The organism is Pseudomonas sp. URIL14HWK12:I12, assembly GCF_003097135.1.
GTDB lineage: Bacteria > Pseudomonadota > Gammaproteobacteria > Pseudomonadales > Pseudomonadaceae > Aquipseudomonas.
This window is the reverse complement of record NZ_QEQL01000003.1, coordinates 132,253-150,602: the sequence shown is the minus strand read 5'-3', so window position 1 is coordinate 150,602 and position 18,350 is coordinate 132,253. Positions and strand designations below refer to the sequence as shown.

At 63.4% G+C, this 18,350-nt stretch carries 16 protein-coding genes; 4 read left to right on the top strand and 12 right to left on the bottom strand.

From position 1 onward, the window contains the following. Positions 1-4 precede the first annotated feature (4 nt). The 9 genes from F474_RS10780 to epsC all read right to left on the bottom strand — a co-directional run bounded on the left by F474_RS10780 (position 5) and on the right by epsC (position 10,040). Positions 5-1,438 (bottom strand): class I tRNA ligase family protein, encoded by a 1,434-nt coding sequence (locus F474_RS10780; protein WP_097084403.1) that lies wholly within the window; start codon positions 1,436-1,438, stop codon positions 5-7. 52 nt (positions 1,439-1,490) lie between these two features. Further along, positions 1,491-1,721, bottom strand: a complete 231-nt coding sequence (locus F474_RS10775) for an acyl carrier protein (protein ID WP_097084402.1) — start codon at positions 1,719-1,721, stop codon at positions 1,491-1,493. Then, the gene (locus tag F474_RS10770; protein ID WP_218275575.1) at positions 1,715-2,686 is read right to left on the bottom strand and encodes a chlorinating enzyme; all 972 of its coding nucleotides are present in this window, start codon (positions 2,684-2,686) and stop codon (positions 1,715-1,717) included. The genes F474_RS10775 and F474_RS10770 overlap by 7 nt, the downstream gene beginning before the upstream one ends. A gap of 31 nt (positions 2,687-2,717) precedes the next feature. Then, entirely contained in the window at positions 2,718-4,268 is a 1,551-nt protein-coding gene (locus tag F474_RS10765; RefSeq protein ID WP_097084401.1) for an amino acid adenylation domain-containing protein, read from the bottom strand. Between the two features lie 23 nt (positions 4,269-4,291). Beyond that, positions 4,292-5,287: a 4-hydroxy-2-oxovalerate aldolase gene (gene dmpG / locus F474_RS10760; RefSeq protein WP_097084400.1), complete on the bottom strand. Its 996-nt coding sequence runs from the start codon at positions 5,285-5,287 to the stop codon at positions 4,292-4,294. Beyond that, on the bottom strand, positions 5,284-6,174 hold the full coding sequence (locus F474_RS10755) for an acetaldehyde dehydrogenase (acetylating) (protein ID WP_097084399.1): 891 nt from the start codon (positions 6,172-6,174) through the stop codon (positions 5,284-5,286). The genes dmpG and F474_RS10755 overlap by 4 nt, the downstream gene beginning before the upstream one ends. Before the next feature lie 261 nt (positions 6,175-6,435). Continuing rightward, positions 6,436-7,074 (bottom strand): peroxiredoxin, encoded by a 639-nt coding sequence (locus F474_RS10750; RefSeq protein ID WP_097084398.1) that lies wholly within the window; start codon positions 7,072-7,074, stop codon positions 6,436-6,438. A gap of 163 nt (positions 7,075-7,237) precedes the next feature. Next, positions 7,238-8,590, bottom strand: coding sequence for an OprD family outer membrane porin (locus F474_RS10745; RefSeq protein ID WP_097084397.1), 1,353 nt, complete (start codon positions 8,588-8,590; stop codon positions 7,238-7,240). Between the two features lie 505 nt (positions 8,591-9,095). Then, positions 9,096-10,040 (bottom strand): serine O-acetyltransferase EpsC, encoded by a 945-nt coding sequence (epsC, locus tag F474_RS10740; protein WP_097084396.1) that lies wholly within the window; start codon positions 10,038-10,040, stop codon positions 9,096-9,098. A gap of 212 nt (positions 10,041-10,252) precedes the next feature. On the opposite strand from epsC, the gene tcyJ reads away from it, so the two are divergent. Genes tcyJ through F474_RS10720 form a run of 4 tightly spaced genes read left to right on the top strand, consistent with a single transcriptional unit; the run spans position 10,253 to position 13,122 of the window. Continuing rightward, positions 10,253-11,044, top strand: coding sequence for a cystine ABC transporter substrate-binding protein (gene tcyJ / locus F474_RS10735; RefSeq protein WP_097084395.1), 792 nt, complete (start codon positions 10,253-10,255; stop codon positions 11,042-11,044). Further along, on the top strand, positions 11,041-11,709 hold the full coding sequence (gene tcyL / locus F474_RS10730; RefSeq protein ID WP_097084394.1) for a cystine ABC transporter permease: 669 nt from the start codon (positions 11,041-11,043) through the stop codon (positions 11,707-11,709). The genes tcyJ and tcyL overlap by 4 nt, the downstream gene beginning before the upstream one ends. Positions 11,710-11,712: 3 nt before the next feature. Continuing rightward, a complete protein-coding gene (gene tcyN / locus F474_RS10725) occupies positions 11,713-12,459 on the top strand; it encodes an L-cystine ABC transporter ATP-binding protein TcyN (protein WP_097084393.1) in 747 nt (248 codons plus the stop codon). 39 nt (positions 12,460-12,498) lie between these two features. Next, a complete protein-coding gene (locus F474_RS10720) occupies positions 12,499-13,122 on the top strand; it encodes a bifunctional 2-polyprenyl-6-hydroxyphenol methylase/3-demethylubiquinol 3-O-methyltransferase UbiG (RefSeq protein WP_097084392.1) in 624 nt (207 codons plus the stop codon). A 5-nt stretch (positions 13,123-13,127) separates the two neighbouring features. On the opposite strand, the gene F474_RS10715 is transcribed toward F474_RS10720, so the two are convergent. The 3 genes from F474_RS10715 to F474_RS10705 are packed head-to-tail and all read right to left on the bottom strand — an operon-like array spanning position 13,128 to position 18,309. Next, positions 13,128-16,169, bottom strand: a complete 3,042-nt coding sequence (locus F474_RS10715; RefSeq protein ID WP_097084391.1) for an efflux RND transporter permease subunit — start codon at positions 16,167-16,169, stop codon at positions 13,128-13,130. Further along, the gene (locus tag F474_RS10710) at positions 16,166-17,230 is read right to left on the bottom strand and encodes an efflux RND transporter periplasmic adaptor subunit (protein WP_097084390.1); all 1,065 of its coding nucleotides are present in this window, start codon (positions 17,228-17,230) and stop codon (positions 16,166-16,168) included. Before F474_RS10710 ends, F474_RS10715 begins: the two co-directional genes overlap by 4 nt. Further along, a complete protein-coding gene (locus F474_RS10705; RefSeq protein ID WP_097084389.1) occupies positions 17,227-18,309 on the bottom strand; it encodes an efflux RND transporter periplasmic adaptor subunit in 1,083 nt (360 codons plus the stop codon). Before F474_RS10705 ends, F474_RS10710 begins: the two co-directional genes overlap by 4 nt. Between the last annotated feature and the right edge of the window lie 41 nt (positions 18,310-18,350).

Genomic DNA, 18,350 nt, shown 5'->3' with positions numbered 1-18,350 from the left:
TGGTTCAAGCCGACCGAACGCCGAGCTTCGAAAGCACTGAGGTGTAGGCGCACTGGTCGATCACTTCGTCATTGGCGACCATTTGTTTTTGCCACTGGTACAAAGAGCGGAACGCCGACACAGCGTCGCCGTGTTCCAGCAGGGTGCTCACCTGGTCCGGCGGCTGCGTGCCGTTTTCGCCAAGCCGGGCAGAAAGCTTCTGGCAGCCACTGAGAAAGCTGTCGATCTGGTCGATCAATGCCTTGCGGATCACCAGCACCTTCTCTGGCTCCTCACCCACCAGCAACGCCAGGTCCACAGCCTGATCACCGTCGGCGCGGCTGCCGGCGTACTCGACCGATTCGAGCAGCGTCAGCGGCACGAAGGCCTCTACCCCACCCAGGTCGAAGATCAACGCGGCGAGCACGCCGATGTTCTTCTTCTGGATCGAGGCATCGACTTGCAGGTGGTCGGGGCGGTGGGTGACGGTGGTCACAGCGGCTTTGAAAGACGCGCTGAATTCGACGCGAACCGGCAACCCTTGGGCGGCATCCTCATGGAAGGTGCCCAGGTGCGGGTTCCAGTACAGCTGAGCTTGCTCAGGCGTGGTGGGCTCGATGCGGGCGATGGCTTCGCCGGGAATGCGTTTGTCTTCATGCACCCGGGCACTGCCCTTGCGCAGCAACACGTTGACCGTTTCGTTGTGCACCTGCGGCGCCGGTTTGCCATCCAGAAAGCCCGCGCGCACGGCGTGGCCGGTTTTGAGCACCGGCGGGATGGGCATCGAGTGCTCATCGGCCTGCGCCTCGATCGACAGGGCGAAGCGGATCGGCAAACCTACGCGCCGGGCGAAATCCAGGTCGGTCTTGTTATGAGCGGGGTTAACCAGCACGGCACCGGTGCCGAAGTCGGGCTTGACCCAGTCAGCGACCCACACCGACATCAAATCGCCAGTCAGCGGGTTACGTACGTAGGCGCCGGTGAAATAGTTGTCGGCATCAGGCCGGTCAGCCAGGTTACGGGTGAACCAGTGATATTTGTGCACGGCGATGGCGCAGGCCGCGGTGCAGGAGCTCCAGTCGGTCACGAACACATCGATGCTGTTCTCGGCATCGAACAGTTGCAGCGAGCAGATGGCGCCCTGGGACTGGCGCACGCTCTTGCGGATTTTCGCGACGATCTTTTCCGACCAGAAAGGAATGCGTGTGGAGATCTGTGCGGTGGCCTCGCACGAGGGGCCATAGAAGGCCTCGAAGGCACCGCCTTCCAGGGCATTGAAGTGCACGTGGCCCTGCTCGAGCAGGTGGTTCACATGCTTGGCGGCCGCAGCGTTGTCGGCACTGACCGGCACGCACTGAGTAGCCCGGCTCATGAAGGCAGCGAACAGCGAAGCCCGCTTGAGCGTCAGGTCTGCCGGCTCACCGCTGTAAGGTTGCTCCAGCAACGCAAAGGTTTTCATTTTCTTATCTCCTTGAGGGGTGGCCAACCGATCACAGTTGGCCGGCCCGGCATTAACCCGCTTGGTGGCTGAACGACGGCTGGATGGCCTTGCTCAGCTGGATCACCGACGAGTTGCGAAAGAGCGATTCCATGTCGATCTGCACCTTCAGCTCTTCGTGCAGCTGACGCTGGATCTCCGCCATCATCAACGAGTGGCCGCCAACGTCGAAAAAGTCGTCGTCCAGCTTCAGTTGCGGGTAATCCAGCGCCTTGGAGCAAATTTCATGAATGGCATTCAGCATGGGACTTGCTCCTCCAGAGGGGCGAACGAGAAGGCTTGGTCGCGGTTGGTGGCACTGCGCACCTTGTTGTGCCCGTAGGTGTCGGCACCCGACACCAGCACGGTGGCGTAGTTGGCCAGGTCGAAGGTTTCGCCGTGGGCGTTGTAGCTCGACAGGTCGGGGTACACCCGCACATGGGTGGGCACGTAGCGGCCGGAGATCGCCAGGCGGGTTTGCCGCTCGCTGGTGTTGTTGTGCGAAGCATGGGCGCACGAAGCGGTGAAAATCACGCACTCGCCGGCTTGCAGTTCCATGTCCACCGGGTTGGCGCTTTCCGGGTCCCAGGCCGGGTCGACCTTGAATTCAGAGAAGTCATAGCCAAAGAAGCCGGTGTCGGTCTTGGTGTGCTGGTAATCACCATTACGGCCGGTGGTAACGCTCTTCTTCTCGTCGTAGTAGAACTTCTTGTGCGAGCCTGGCAGGAAGCGCATGCACGCCGTTTCCTTGGTGGCCGGGGTGAAGGCGGTCCACACGGTCAGGTCGATGTAGGCGTTCCAGTCCGTTTCAGTCGGCACGATCAGCGGGTTACCGTCGGTGTAGCTGTAGTCGCGCACTTGGTGCCACTCGGTGCCGCGGCCACCGGGGAATTTGGCAAACCACTCCGAGCGCCAGCACAGCAGGTCGCTGCCCAGAATGCCGCGCAGGTACTTGAGGATGGTCGGGTGCATGATGTGCCGCGACAGCTCGGGAATATCGAAGTGGCGGTCGTAGTTCATGTTGTTGTCGTACAGGATGTGCGAGCGGTCATGGTTGGCCACGCGCAGGGCCCGCAGGATTTCCGCTGCTTCTTCGGGCTCGTACAGTTTGATCGGGCCAATGAAGCCGTTGCGCTCGAACGATTCGATGTCTGCCCGAATATCATCAGTGATCACCGCGCCAGCCGGCAGGCCGGTGGTAGCGGATATTTTTTGGTCCATCTGTGTCATGTAAAACTCCTTGTTGATGGTGACGGGGTATTCAGCCCATTCCCAGCAGTGCCTGGCGGTCGATCTTGCCGTTCTGGGTCAGGGGAAATTGCTTGCAGGCCACATAGCGCCGCGGGTGCATGTGGCTGGGCAACAGGGCAGAGAGCTGTCGACCGATGTCGCGCAGGGCCGGCAGCTCGTCGGAAGTGGTCACGAAGGCGGTGAGCTCGGCCTCCTGGCCCGGCTGGGCCTGGGTGTTGAGGACGATCGCGTCCTCGACGGTGGCCAGGGCGTTGCGCACGCCGTTCTCGATCTCGGACAGGTTCACCAGCATGCCGCGGATCTTGATCTGGTTATCGCGCCGGCCAAGGCAGATGAAACCGCCGTCGACCTGGCGGCGTGCGTAGTCACCGGTGAAATAAGCCGCACGGGTAACACCATCGACGACCACGGGCCTGAAGCGCTCGGCCTGCAGCACGGGGTTATTCAGGTAACCCTGGCCCACGCCCATGCCGGAGATGACGATCTGCCCGGTTTCGCCGGCAGCCACGGGGCGGTCGTGCTCATCGAGCACGTCGACGCGGCAATTGCCCACCGGTTGGCCCATGGGAATGCCATCGGTGAGGTAGGTGGCGTAATCGACCATGCGGTGGCAGGTAGCCACATCGGTGCATTCCGCCACACCGTATTGATGGATCAGGTTGCACGCCGCGCCCTTGCCCTTGGCCCACTCCACCACCCGAGCGGGCGACAGGGCTTCACCGCCGATGAACAAGTGCCGCAGGCTTACCAATTGCTCACCGGCCTGGCCGGCCTGGAGGATCAGGTACAGCGAGCTGGGCGCCAGGTGGATGCTCGCTACCTGGTGCTCCTGGATCAGTGCGGCAATTTCGTAGCCATCGAACATGCGGCTGCTGGCCAGCGAAATCGACGCCCCGCTGTACAACGGCGTAACCAGGCTGCGCTGGGAGATATCGAACCCGTAGGCCGATACCAAAATGCCGTTGGCATCCTGCCCCAGGCTGTATTCGCGCACGTGCCAGTCGATCAGGTTCGCCCAGCTGCGGTGAGTGATCGCCACGGCTTTTGGCACGCCGGTGGTGCCGGAGGTGAACACGGTGTAGCACAGGGCATCTTCCTGAACCTGCCAAGGGCTCGGCAGGGGCGGGGGTAGCCCCGCCAACAGTTCGCGGACCTGCTCGATGTCGGCAAAGGCCACCGCTTGTTCCCCAAGGTTGGCCATGAACGGCGCCGAGCTGAAGATCAGCTTGAGGTCGGCCAACTGCCCGATCATCTGCACCAACCGCGCAATCGGGTTGGCGACGTCCAGCGGCACGTAGGCTGCGCCGCTTTTGAGGATGCCCAGCATGCACACCAGCGTGGCCGGCGAAGGCTGGAAATACACCCCGACCAGGCTGCCGGTGCCGATGCCCTGCTCGCGCAGGTAGCTGGCAAGGGCAGACGACTGCCGATCCAGTTCGGCGTAGGTCAGTGTTTCCGATGCACTGCGAACGGCGAGCGCGTCGGGGGTCAAGGCCGCCCAGTGAGCGACTTTTTCGTGAATCATGGGCGAGCGAAGGCCCTGCTTATCAATGGCAGCCATCGATTCGATACCTGAAGGTGGGTTCAGTGTGTAGTGGACAGCCGGGCGGCGGCTTCCAGGATGATGTCTTCCTGCCCTGCCACCAGCTGGCGTTGGCCTAGCAAGCGGTACAGCTGAAATTCATCGACCTTGAATTGCTCGGCCGCGCGCTTGATGTGCGGCGCGAACCCGGAAAACAGCCCGTTGATGCCGCTGGCGATGTTGGCGGTGCCGATGTGCGGGGTCAGGCAGTCCAGGTACTGCTCCGAAGCGCGCGCCAGCCCGGCCACTGCATCGAAGGTGCAGCGGGTGCGGTAGCCCGAGCGGTTGAGCACGGCGATCAAGGTTTCCAACTGGGTATTGCCCGCCCCGGCGCCGAAGCCTTTGATGCAGGCGTCCAGCAGTTGAGCGCCCTCTTCCACCGCCGCGATGGAATTAGCCACGGCCAGGCCCAGATTGTTGTGGGCATGGAACCCCAGCCTGATGTCGGTCAGTTCCTGGATTGCCTGCACGCGCCAGCGCACGTCGTCGGGGGCCAGGTAACCGGCGCTGTCCATCAGGATCACGGCATCGGCACCGTAGCTGGCCATGAGCGCAGCCTGTTGCGCCAACGCGGCGGGCTCGGCCATATGGCTCATCATCAGCACGCCATACACGCTCTTGCCCTGGTTGCGCACCGACTCGATGTACGGCGCGGTGATATTGGCTTCGGTGCAATGGGAGGCGATACGGAACACATCGACCCCCGCCTCGATGGCCTCCGAAAGGTCGGTAGAGGTGCCCAGCCCGGGAATGAAATGAATCCCCAGGCGGCCATTGGTGATCACCTCGCGGGCTGTTTCGAGCATCTCGCGGTCAGCCAGGCAACTGGTGCCCAGCAGCGCCGAGGAGCCCCCCAGCCCATTGCCATGGCCCACTTCGATGATGTCGACGCCGGCGGCGTCGGCCTGCGCGGCATACTGGCGAATCTGTGCCTCGCTCAGTTGATGCCGCACCGCATGGTTGCCGTCGCGCAGGGTGCAGTCAGTGATGGTAATCATGCGGCGGTCCGTTCCCAGCAAACAGCATTGAATTCGGCGACAGCAATGGCGGCGCAGTTGATGATATCGAGGTTGCCGGCGTAGGCAGGCAGGTAGTCGCCACTGCCTCGCACGGTCACGCTCACGGTCAGGTAGCCCTTGGTTTCCACCGGCTCCAGCACCACTTCGTAGCCCGGCACGTAGCGCTGAACCCGGGCAACCATCTCCCGCACGCTTGCTTTCACCTTCTCAAGGCTTTGATAACGCCCCTTGGCGAACACGGTGGTTTGCATGTTGATACCGGGCTTGGCCGGGTTGATGTTCAGTACCGCTTTGCTTTTGCCCGCACCGCTGAACTGCCGCAGCGCCTGCTCGGTAGTGAGGATGTATTGGTTGATGTTCTCGCGTGTGGCTAGGCCCGCGCTGTCAGAGGCGATGGTCGAGGCCACTTCGATGTACTCCAGCGTGTCGAATGCCTGCGCGATGGCGTAGGCCAGCGGGATGCTCGCTTGGCCGCCGCAGGTCACCAGGTTCACGTTGCGTTCGGCAGCCATGTTGTCGAGGTTGATCGAGGGTACGCAAATCGCGCCGATCTTGGCCGGGGTCATGTCGATCGCCAGCAGGTTGGCCTTGCGAAAGAAGGGGTCGTTGATACGGTGCGACTGCGCCGAAGTGGCGTCGAACACGATATCGATGCCGCTGGCGTGATGCGCGAGAAAACCGATGCCTTCGGCCGAAGTGGCGATGCCCAGCTCACGGGCGCGGGCCAAGCCCTCACTGGCGAGGCTGCGCCCCACCACCATTTTCAGATCCAAGTGGGGAGAGCGCATGGCCTTGTACATCAGGTCTATGCCGATGCTTCCCGAGCCGATGATCGCAGCCCGCCTGCGAGAAATTGCAGCTTCCATATTGCTAACTCCTTCCTGAAATCGAGTGCCATCCGTTCGCCGAGGCTGTTTTCGACGATTTGTTGCCTGGTGTGAAAACCATAAGCGTTCAGCCCTGCGCATTGCTTGTACGTTCTTGGGAATAACGGAAAATTCTGAGGAACCGATCAGCTTTGTGCAGTGTCGGGCGGCCATGGCCGAGGGCGATTCAGAGCCCAGGGGCTGGGCGCACCAGGCAAAAAAAAGGCCGCTTTCGCGGCCTAAAATCCCTGCAACACAGATTCACTTATTCGGCTGTGGCGTCAGCCGCAGGTACGGGCGCACGGCGCGGTAGCCTTTTGGAAAGCGCTGGCGGATCTCCTGCTCGTCTTTGAGCGAGGGCACGATCACCACCTCGTCGCCATCCTGCCAATTGGCGGGGGTAGCCACTTTGTGGCTGTCGGTCAGTTGCAGCGAATCGATCACCCGCAGAATCTCGTTGAAATTGCGGCCAGTGCTGGCGGGGTAGGTGATGGTCAGGCGCACTTTCTTGTTCGGGTCGATCACGAACAACGAGCGCACCGTCAACGTGTCGCTGGCGTTGGGATGGATCAGGTCGTAGAGGTCAGACACCTTGCGGTCGGCATCGGCCAGGATGGGAAAGTTGACCCGAGTGTTCTGGGTATCGTTGATGTCATCGATCCACTGTAGGTGAGACTCCACCGGGTCTACCGACAGGGCGATCGCCTTGACGTTGCGCTTGGCGAACGCCTCGGCAAGCTTGGCGGTGTAGCCCAACTCGGTGGTGCACACCGGGGTGAAGTCGGCCGGGTGCGAGAACAGCACACCCCAGCTGTCGCCTAGCCATTGATGAAACTGGATGTCGCCTTCGCTGGAGGCTTGTTTGAAGTCCGGGGCGATGTCGCCGAGTTTGAGTCCCATGGTGCGGTGTCCTCTGAGGGGGCGCGGTGGCATGGGATCAATGTGAGGGATGTGGTGAAAAAACAAAAAGAATAGATAAACTTATTGTAATAACTATTTGAAATATAAATTCGAAGCCAAAAGAAACCCCGCCGAGGCGGGGCTCTTTCACACAACGCCGCTGTTACCAGAAGGCGTAAGTGTAGTTGACGTAGAAGCGAGTCTGGTCGACGTTCTGCTGAGTAGCAGCCGGCAGCTCGGTGCGGTAGGTCGCATGGCGAGCCGAGAAGCCCAGGCCCTTGAGGGGACCGCTCTGCAGGGTGTAGTCCAGGCGGTAGTCGCTTTCCCACTCGTCGTAACGCGCGCGCGACTGGTTGGCACCAGCGCCGCCCAGGCCACGTGCGTCGCGGCCGCTGACGTAGGTCCAGGTGGCTTTCAGGCCTGGCACGCCCAGCTTGGCGAAGTCGTAGCTGTAGATACCGAAGGTGGAGTTCTCACCGGCGCGGGTGAAGCTGTTGGCCATGATGTCGGTCATCAGGTAGTAGCTGTTGCCACCTTCACCTTCAGGGCGGCCACGGCCGTCGACGATGTTGCCGTTGTTGACCGCAACCATGCCGCCGTCATCGCTCACGCGTTGATGGCCGAGGGTCAGCGAGTGGCCACCCAGGGTGTAGGTGAACGCAGCAGCCCAAGTGTTGTTGTCGACTTCACCGCGGCCACCGGAGTTGTAGCCGTTGCGGTAGGCAAAGCGGCTGTCGTTGCCGTTGGCACCGTCGGAGTTGCTGTTGAAGTAGCGCAGGTCGGTCTTGAAGGACTGATCAGGCGCGATCTGGAAGACGTGGGTAGCGCCCAGGAAGTTCTGGGTGTAATAGTCGTCCAGCTTGGCGTAGTAGTACTGCAGGGTCAGGTCTTTGGTGACTTTCCAGTCGGCGCCGCCGAAGCTGAAGCCATCCGAGCCGCGGCTGCCGCCTGCGCCGATAGCGGCCCAGTTGCTCGAAGCACGGCCGATTTCACGGTTCAGGTAACCTGCGGTGAAGGTGACGGTGTCCAGTTCCTTGGAGGTCAGGATTGCACCTTGGTAGGAAGCAGGCAGCAGGCGGCCGTCGTTCGCAACCAGGATCGGCAGGTTAGGCGCCAGGGCGTTACCCGCTTTGATCTCGGTTTTCGAGAACTTGATCTTGCCGTTGGCGCCGATGCGGCTCCAGTTGTGAACCGGGGTACCGTCGCTGTCGACCGGGCTAACGGTGTTGGCGGTGCCCGGGCCTTGGTGATCGATGCCACCGGTGAGGTTCACACCTACCATGCCCTGCAGGTCGAGACCAAAGCCTACGACGCCTTGGGTGTAGCCGGACAGGAAGTCGAACTTCAGGCCGGTGACGGTTTGGCGCTGATCGTTACCGCCTTGGCGGTTATCCCCATCGAAATACAAGGTGCGCGAGCTTACGGATGCTTTGCTGTCATCGATGAAACCGGCGGCGCTGGCCTGTTGGGCCAGCACGCCCATGGCGACAGCGAGTGCCAGGGTAGACTTGTTCACTGGTATTGCTCCTCTTGCTTTCTAATTTTTGTCTTGCAGTTGTATGGGGTCTTGGTGCCCCTTGGCGTCGCCTGGCGCTCATGGCGCCAACGGTCTCAACGTCCGGTTAAAGATTTTTTTACAATCTAATAACCATTTGTTGCAATTTCGTTAAGAACCGAGGCGCATAAGAAACCATATTAAAAAAACGTTGTCACCAATCGCTTCGAGCTAAGCATATCTCTTGTTGCGATCAGCATCACACTTCTTAGAACTCGAAGGACTAAGCACGACCAGCCCGTGATTTCGCTATCGGCCGTGCATGGCGCGGCTTTAGCGAGAGCGACCCAGCATGGAAAGGGTTTCGAGGCGCAACGTTGCGATGCCAGATGGACCTTAGCCGGTTCAGCGTGACAGTCCAGTGGCCAGAGGCTACCAACCGTCAGGTTTCGTGAAAGGTGCGACATCCGACGAGCGGCACTTTCATGTGAGGAGGTGCCCCGGCAAGGCGCCGGGGCTGGCGGGATTACTTCTGTGTGCCGTCTTCGAGCTGCAGGTTCGCCTGGGTGATGTTGCTGCCCGCTGGCACGCTGCGGGTCAACCACACGTTACCGCCGATCACGGAGCCTTCGCCGATGGTCACGCGCCCCAGGATGGTGGCGCCTGCATAGATCACGACGTCATCCTCGACGATCGGGTGGCGAGGCAGGCCCTTCTGCAGGGTGCCGTTGTCGTCGGTGGGGAAGCGCTTGGCGCCCAAGGTAACGGCCTGATAGATCCGCACCCGTTCGCCGATGATCGCCGTTTCGCCAATGACCACACCGGTGCCGTGGTCGATGAAGAAGCTCGAGCCGATGCGAGCACCGGGGTGAATATCAATGCCGGTGGCCGAATGCGCCAGCTCTGCAGCGATCCGCGCCAGCAGCGGCAGGCCCACGCTATACAGATGATGGGCAATGCGGTGATGAATGATCGCCAGCACGCCGGGGTAGCACAGCAGCACCTCATCCACGCTGCGCGCGGCCGGGTCGCCCTGGTAGGCGGCCAGCACGTCGGTGTCAAGCTGCACACGCAGGCTGGGCAGTGCTGCAGCCAGCCCCTGCACCAGCCGCAAGGCACTGGCGTCGAGCGACTCCACATCGCACGGGCCTTGGCGGTTGGCATAGCGCAACTCCAGCCGCGCTTGCAGCAGCAGGCCGTTCAGGGCGGCGTCGAGCGTATGGCCGACGTAGAAGTCCTCGCTCTCTTCGCGCAGGTCCACCGGCCCCAGGCGCATCGGGAACAAGGCACTGCACAACTGCGCGAGGATATCGGCCATCGCCTCGCGGGAAGGCAACTGCCGGCCGCCGCTGTGGCCGCAACTGCGGCCGTTCTGCCGGCGCCAGGCCTGGCGGGCGGTGCGCAGTTGGCCAACGATCTCCTGCAATTGCCAAGGCTCCGATGGCGCCTGGCCAGGTACACGCTCGTTCAAGGTTGTTCTCCTGCATCAAAGGCCGATAGCGGGCCACTCTAAACCGCCAGCACGCGCGTGCGCCATCGCTGTCACACACCTGTGTGAGCGCCACCCGGCGCGGCGGGTTCCGCATCGATAGCGGTTGCCCGGGGCCTGGGCGGTACTTATAGTCGCAAGTCGCCTACCCACGCCGCGGGTGGCGCCCTGCCTATTCAAGCCAAGGAGCCGATATGCCCGCATTCGCAACGCTACGCCCGTTCGCCCTCACCGCCCTGGCCATCGCCGGGCTGCTTTCCGGCACCGTGCACGCTGGTGAGCAACTGCAGCAGATCCAGGCCAACAAGGCCATCAGCGTGGGCCTTGAAGGCACCTACCCACCGTTCAGCTTCGTGGATGAAAGCGGCAAGCTCACCGGCTTTGAGGTAGAGCTCGCGCAGGCCATCGCAGCCAAGCTCGGCGTGCAGGCCAAGTTGCAGACCACCAAATGGGATGGCCTGCTGGCGGCCCTGGAGTCGCGGCGCCTGGACGTCGTCATCAACCAGGTGAGCATCTCCGATGAGCGCCGCAAGAAATACGACTTCTCAACGCCCTATACCGTCTCTGGCATTCAGGCGCTGACGCGCACGGCCGACCAGGGCACCATCAAGACCGCCCAGGACCTGGCGGGCAAAAAGGTCGGTGTAGGCCTGGGCACCAACTACGAGCAATGGGTACGCGCCAATGTGCCCAAGGCCGAGGTGCGCACCTATGAAGATGACCCCAGCAAGATCGCCGACCTGAACAACGGCCGCATCGACGTGGTACTGGTGGACCGCCTGGCGGCGCTTGAGATGGTGAAGAAAACCCACGGCAAGCTGGCCGCTGCCGGCGAGCCGTTCTCCCGCATCGAGTCGGGCATTACCGTACGCAAGGGCGAGCCGGAGCTGCTGGAAGCACTCGACAAGGCCCTCAAGGCCATGCGTGACGACGGCTCCCTGGCGGCGCTGTCGAACAAATGGTTCGGTGCTGACGTCACTCAATGAACCAGGAAAGCCTCAACGTCGCCTGGCAGTCGCTGCCATTTCTGCTGCAGGGCGCCTGGTTCACCGTGGTGCTGAGCCTGGGCGGCATGTTCTTCGGCCTGCTGCTGGGCTTCGCCATGGCCCTGATGCGGCTGTCGGCAGTCGCCCCGCTGCGCTGGGTAGCACGCGGCTATGTGTCGTTCTTTCGCGGCACGCCCCTGCTGGTGCAGCTGTTTCTGATCTACTACGGCTTGCCATCGCTGGGTATCCAGCTCGAACCACTGCCAGCCGCGCTGATCGGGTTTTCCTTGAACATGGCCGCCTACGCCAGCGAGATCCTGCGTGCGGCCATCAGCGCCATCGAGCCGGGCCAATGGGAGGCCAGCGCCTCGCTGGGCATGACCCGCTGGCAAACCCTGCGCCGTACCGTGCTGCCCCAGGCTGCGCGCACCGCCTTGCCGCCACTGGGCAACAGCTTCATCGCGCTGGTCAAGGACACCGCACTGGCCGCCACCATTCAAGTGCCTGAGCTGTTCCGCCAGGCGCAACTGGTCACGGCGCGCACCTTCGAGGTGTTCGCCATGTACCTGACCGCCGCCCTGCTCTACTGGGTGCTGGCCACGGTGCTGTCGCACCTGCAGCAGCGCCTGGAGTCCAGGGTCAACCGCCATGCTGCCGAGCGCTGACCGATGATCGACGTAAAAGGGCTGAGCAAGCGTTTCAACGGCCAGGTTGTGCTGGAGAACATCGACCTGCGGGTCGACGCGGGTGAAGTGGTGGCGATCATCGGGCCCAGCGGCTCGGGCAAGACCACCTTCCTGCGTTGCCTGAACCTGCTCGAAACACCAGACACCGGCAGCGTGCGCATCGGCGATCTTCAGATCGACAGCACTCGCCCGCTCAGCCAGCAACAGGCGCAGGTGCGGGCGTTGCGCCAGCAGGTAGGCTTCGTGTTCCAGAACTTCAACCTGTTCCCCCACCGCACCGCGCTGGAAAACGTGATGGAGGGCCCGCTGGTGGTGCGGCGGGTGCCTCGCCCGCAAGCCCAGGCGGCGGCCGTGGCGTTGTTGGCCAAGGTGGGCCTGGCCGGTAAAGAAGATGCCTACCCACGCCAGTTGTCCGGTGGCCAGCAGCAACGGGTGGCCATTGCCCGGGCACTGGCCATGGAGCCCCAGGCGATTCTGTTCGACGAGCCCACCTCCGCGCTGGACCCCGAGCGCGTGGGCGAGGTGCTGGCGACCATCCGTGGGTTGGCAGAAGAAAAGCGCACACTGATCATCGTCACGCACGAAATGGCCTTCGCCCGGGACGTGGCCAACCGCGTGGTGTTTTTCGACCAGGGCCACATTGTCGAGCAGGGGGAGGCCAAGGCGCTGTTCGCCAACCCCAGGCACGAACGCACACGGCAGTTCCTCAGCAAGTTTCTCGCCCACTGAGCCCAACCTACAGTGCCACCTGACCCACCGGAGCCCGCCATGGCCCTCAGCCCGGCAGACCTGCAACACCTCAGCACCCGCACCCTGGCCGATTATCAGGCCGTGGCCGAAGCCTTCCGCGATGGCACAGCCGGCCACGACGTAAGCCAGAACATCGATGCCCTGCTGCGCTACCTGCCTGCTGAAAAGGCAGTGATATTGGACTTCGGTTGCGGGCCCGGCCGCGACCTGAGCGCCCTCAAGGCCCGCGGCCATTCACCGGTGGGCCTGGACGGCTGCGCGGCGTTCGTCGCCATGGCCCGTGAGGCCAGTGGTTGCGAGGTGTGGGAGCAGAACTTCCTGGGGCTGGCGCTGCCCGCCGAGCATTTCGACGGCGTGTTCGCCAACGCCAGCCTTTTCCATGTGCCGAGCCAGGAACTGCCTCGGGTGCTGGCCGAGCTGCACGCCACCTTGAAGCCGGGCGGGGTGTTGTTCAGCTCCAACCCGCGAGGCGAGGGCCAAGAGGGTTTCAAAGGGCAACGCTATGGCGCCTTTCACAGCATCGAGCAGTGGCGCCAGGTCATGCAGGCCGCGGGCTTTCAGGAGCTGGAGCACTATTACCGCCCCGCCGGGCTACCGCGTGAGCAGCAGCCCTGGCTGGCGAGCGCCTGGCGCAAGGGGTAGGCGCATCACTCCTTGATGCGGTACCACGCCACGTAAAGCGCCGGCAGGAACATCAGCGTCAGCACCGTGGCACTGATGATGCCGCCGATCATCGCGTAGGCCATCGGCCCCCAGAACACCTCGCGAGCGATAGGGATCATCCCCAGGCTGGCTGCTGCGGCCGTCAGCAGGATGGGCCGGCGGCGGTGGCGGGTCGCCTCCTGAACAGCGTCCCAGGGGCGGTAGCCGTCCCGCTCGTACTGGTCGATCTGCGTGACCAGAATCACCGAGTTGCGGATGATGATGCCGATCAGCGCCAGAATGCCGAGGATCGCCACGAAGCCCATCGGCGTGCCCGTGGGCACCAGCGCGATGACAACGCCGATGATCCCCAACGGGGCCACACTGGCCACCAGGAACATCTTCTGCACGCTATGCAGCTGGATCATCAGGAAGGTGGCCATCAAAAACAGCATCAATGGCACCACATGCGCGATCGGGCCTTGCGCCTTGCCGCTCTCCTCGACCGTGCCGCCGGTAGCGACCTTGTAGCCCTCAGGCAGGCCGTCGGCGAAGCGGTCGATCTCCGGCTGCAGTTGGTTGACCAGGTCTGTCGGCTGCATGGCATCGCGCACCGACGCCTTGAGGGTGATCGTCGGTAGGCGGTCGCGGCGCCACACCAGCGGCTGCTCGAGCTCATAACGCACGGTGGCGAAGGCCAGCAACGGGATGGACGTGCCGCTGGGCGTGACGATCTGCAGGTTCTGCAGGGTTTCCGGTGAGTCACGCTCGGCGTCCTCGGCGCGGCCGATCACGTTGATCAGGTAGATGCTGTCGTTCACCTGGGTGACCGTCTGGCCCTGGGTCACCGAGTTCATCAGGTCGGCAACGTCCTTGGACGACAAACCCAGTTGCCGAGCGCGGTCCTGGGCGATGTCGATACGCAGCACCTTGCCCGGTTCGCTCCAGTCGTAAACCATCTCGCCGATGTGCTCGTTGCGGTCGAGCAAGGCAGCCAGCTCCATCGCATGCTTGCGCACCTGGTCCACATCGCGCCCACTGACTCGATACTGCACGGGCCGCCCTACCGGCGGGCCCATCTCCAGCGGTTGAACGAACCCGCTCACCCCGACGAAATCTTCACGCAGGTGTTTATTGAGCCGCGCCATCAAGGCGCCGCGCTCTTCCAGGCCCTTGCTGACGATAACCAGCTGTGCATAGAAAGGGTTTTCCAACTGCTGGTCCAGCGGCAGATAAAAACGCACCGCCCCTTGCCCGATGTAGGTGCTCCAGCGAGCGATGTCCGGGTCATCCTTGAGCGAGGCTTCGAAGCGGTCGACCACTCGGCGGGTCTCGTTGATGGAGGCGTTCTGTGGCAGGTTAAGGTCTACCAGCACCTCAGGGCGGTCGGAGGATGGGAAGAACTGGTTCTGCACGAAGCGCATGCCGAACAGCGCCAGGGCGAACATCACGATCGTGCCGATGATCGTCAGCCAGCGATGGCGCATGGCGAACACCAGCCCGCCATCGAACGCCCGCGCCACGCGCCCGGGCTTTTTCTCTTCGTGTTTTTTGACCTTTTCACTGAGCAGGTGCACGCCTAATACGGGGGCGAAGAACACCGCCACCACCCAGGACACCAGCATCGCCACGGCGATTACCGCGAACAGGGTGAAGGTGTACTCCCCGGCGGAGCTGGCGTTGAGGCCGATGGGCACGAAGCCCGCCACCGTCACCAAGGTGCCGGTCAGCATCGGGAAGGCGGTTGAGGTGTAGGCGTAGGTGGCGGCGTCGGCCCGGCTGTCGCCGGCTTCCAGCCGCGTGACCATCATCTCCACCGTGATCATCGCATCGTCCACCAACAAGCCCAGGGCGATGATCAGCGCACCCAGGGAAATCCGCTGCATGGTGATGCCGCTGTATTCCATGAACACGAACACCATCGCCAGCACCAGCGGGATGGTGCAAGCCACCACGAGGCCCGCACGCAGCCCCAGGCTCACGAAGCTGACCACCAGCACGATCACCACGGCCTCGAACAGCGCACTGGTAAAGCCACCCACGGCTTTCTCCACCACCTGCGCCTGGTCGGAGACCACGTGCACACCCACCCCGATCGGCAGATCACCGGTCACTTCGTCCATGCGCGCGTGCAACGCCTTGCCGAAGGTCTGGATGTTGCCGCCATCCTGCATGGCGATGGCCAGGCCGATCGCCGGTTGCCCGTTGAAGCGGAACAGCGGGGTGGGCGGATCGCTGTAGCCACGCTGGATGTCTGCGATGTCCGCCAGCCGGTAGAAGCGCTCGCCCACTCGCAGGTTGACCTGGCGCAGGTCCTGTTCGGAATGGAACTGCCCGCTGGTGCGCACGCTGATGCGTTCGGGCCCGGCTTCGATTACCCCGGCAGGGGTAACGGCGTTCTGCGCCTGCAGCGCCTGCACCACCTGGTTTTGATCCAGCCCGAGCGCCGCCAGCTTGCGGGTGGAGAAATTCAAGTAGATGACTTCGTCCTGGGCGCCGATCACCTGGACCTTGCCCAACCCCGGCACCGAGCGAATTTCGGCGCGCACCTGCTCCACGTAGTCGCGCAGCTGGCGCATGCTCAGGCCGTCGGTGGTGAAGGCGTAGATCGAGCCGAACACATCGCCGAATTCATCGTTGAAGGCCGGCCCCTGCAAGCCCTGGGGGAACTGGCCGCGTATATCGTCGATCTTCTTGCGCGCCTGGTACCAGATCTGCGGGATGGCCTTGGCGCTGGTGGTGTCCTTGAGAAACAGCATCACCGTCGATTCGCCGGGGCGGGTGTAGCTCTTGGTGTAGTCGAGCGAATCCAGCTCCTCGAGCTTTTTCTCGATGCGGTCGGTCACTTGCTGCAGGGTTTCGTCCTGGGTAGCGCCGGGCCAGCGGGTCTGGATCACCATGGTCTTGATGGTGAAGGACGGGTCTTCTTCGCGGCCCAGGTTCATGTAGGAAAAAACGCCCATCAGCAGGGCCACGAACATCAGGTACCAGACGAACGATTGATGCCGCAGCGCCCAATCGGAGAGGTTGAACGAACCCTTGCTCATTGCGCGCGTCCTTGTTCGGCTTTGACCGGTTGCCCGGGTTTGAGGCTGTTCAGGCCAGCGGTGACCACCTGATCGCCAGCCTTGAGGTCCCCCGCGACAATGGCGTGGTCCTGGCTGCGGCCGACTACCCGAACGCTGAGCGGGTTGACCTTGTGGCTGGCGGTGTCCAGGCGCCATACCTGGGTATGGCCGTCGACTTCCTGAATGGCGCGCGCCGGCACTTGCAGGCGCTCGGCAATGGCGCTGCTCAGGCTCACGCGGATCGGCGTGCCGAGGCGAAAGCCCACTGGCTGCTGCGCCAACGTCAACCGCGCGCGGCGGGTGCGGGTGGTGCTATCGGCCTGGGGCTCGATCTCGCGCACCGTGGCGGCGCTGGTGGTGGCGGGGTCCAGCTGTGCCTGCACCATGAAGGCTACCTGCGGGGGCAGTTGATCCACCAGCTCGGCGGGCAGGTCGATCACGGCCTCTTTGACGTCGGGCCGGGCGAGCACCGCCACCACCTGGCCTGCCGCCACCACCTGGCCGGCTTCTGCGCGCCATTCGTTGACCACTGCATCATGGTCGGCGCGCAATTCGCCGTAGGTGAGCTGGTCGCGTGCCTGGCTGGCCGATGCCTTGGCCTGGTCCAGGGAAGCGGCGGCGGCTTTCAGGTTGGCGTTGGCGGTGTCGAGCTGGGCCCGTGCACCCACGCCACGGTCGAACAGCTCCTGTTGGCGCCTGGCATCCGCTTGGGCATTGAGCCACTGCGCCTGCAGGCGCGCCTGGTCGCCTTCGCTGGCGCGCAGGCGGTTCTGCTGGTCGGTAGGGTCAAGGACCGCCAGCAACTGCCCTTGGCGCACTTCATCGCCGACATCCACTAAACGGCGTGCAATCCGGCCATCGATCCTGAAGCCGACTTCGCTCTGGTAGCGTGCCTGGATATTCCCGGCGAAGCTGCCCCAATGGGCGATGTCCAGGCTCTGAACCGTGGCGGTAAGCACGGGCCGCGGCGGCGGCTCGGCAGCCTCTTGCTTGGAGCAGGCGGCCAATGCCAGCAGCCCTATCATCCACAGGCGCTTCATGGGTTCACCCGCTGGGCGACTTCGACTTTCATATCCGGATGCAGCACCTGCCCGCCAGCGACCACCACCGTATCACCGGCCTGCAGGCCGTCGGCGATGATCACCTTGCCGGTGAGGTAGCGCGCCACCACCACTTTGCGCAGCACCACTTTGCCCTCTTGCAGCAACCACACCGCAGGGTCGTGCACGTCCTTGGTCAGCGCCGCCCACGGCAGCTCGACCATGGCCTTGCCGGGGGTCTCGACGCTGCCGCTGACCACCGCGCCAAGGCGCATGGCAGTGGGCAGTTCAGGCAACGCCACTTTGACTTGCAGCGTGCCGCTCTGTGACGACACGGCCGGTGTGACTTCGCGCACCTGGCCAACGACGCTGATGGCGGGGTTTTCCAGCAGGCTGACCGTCACCGGCGTGCCTTCGGCAGCCTGGCCCACCAGTGCTTCATAAACGTTGAACACGGCATCGCGTTCGCCGTCGCGGGCCAGGTCGAAGATCGGCGCAGCGGCCTGCACCACCTGCCCGGCTTCAGCATGGCGTGCGGTGATCACACCGGGCGCATCGGCCACCAGGTCGGTGTAGCCGCGCTGTTCGCGGGCGTTGGCCAGTTGCGCCTGCGCTGCGGCCAGCGAGCTTTCATTGGCCCGCAACTGCGCTTGGGCATTGTCGTATTCGCTACGGCTGGTGTAGCCCTTGGGCAGCAGAATGGCCTGGCGCTGGAAGGCGGCACGGGCTTCGGTCACGCGGGCTTGTTGAGCCGCCACGGCAGCATTGGCCGAGTCGACGTTGTTCTGCAGGTCCTTGGGGTCCAGGCGAGCCAGTACCTGGCGAGGGGTGACGCGGTCGCCCACGTCGGCCTTGCGCTCGGTGATCTTGCCGCTGACGCGGAAGGCGAGCTGGGTTTGCACCCGGGCGCGGATGTCGCCGGTCAGTTGCACGCGAGGGTTGTAGGTCGCGGGTTTGACTTCCAGCACCTGCACCCTCGGTGTATCCGGCTCAACCGGCGCTTCGCGGCCACAGGCGGCGAGCGCCACCGTGGCCATCAGCAGCAGCGAAGCTGCCGCTTTTTTACCCCTGTGCCCCATGCAGGCTCCCTTGCACGCCAGTTCCAATGAGCATGCGACTG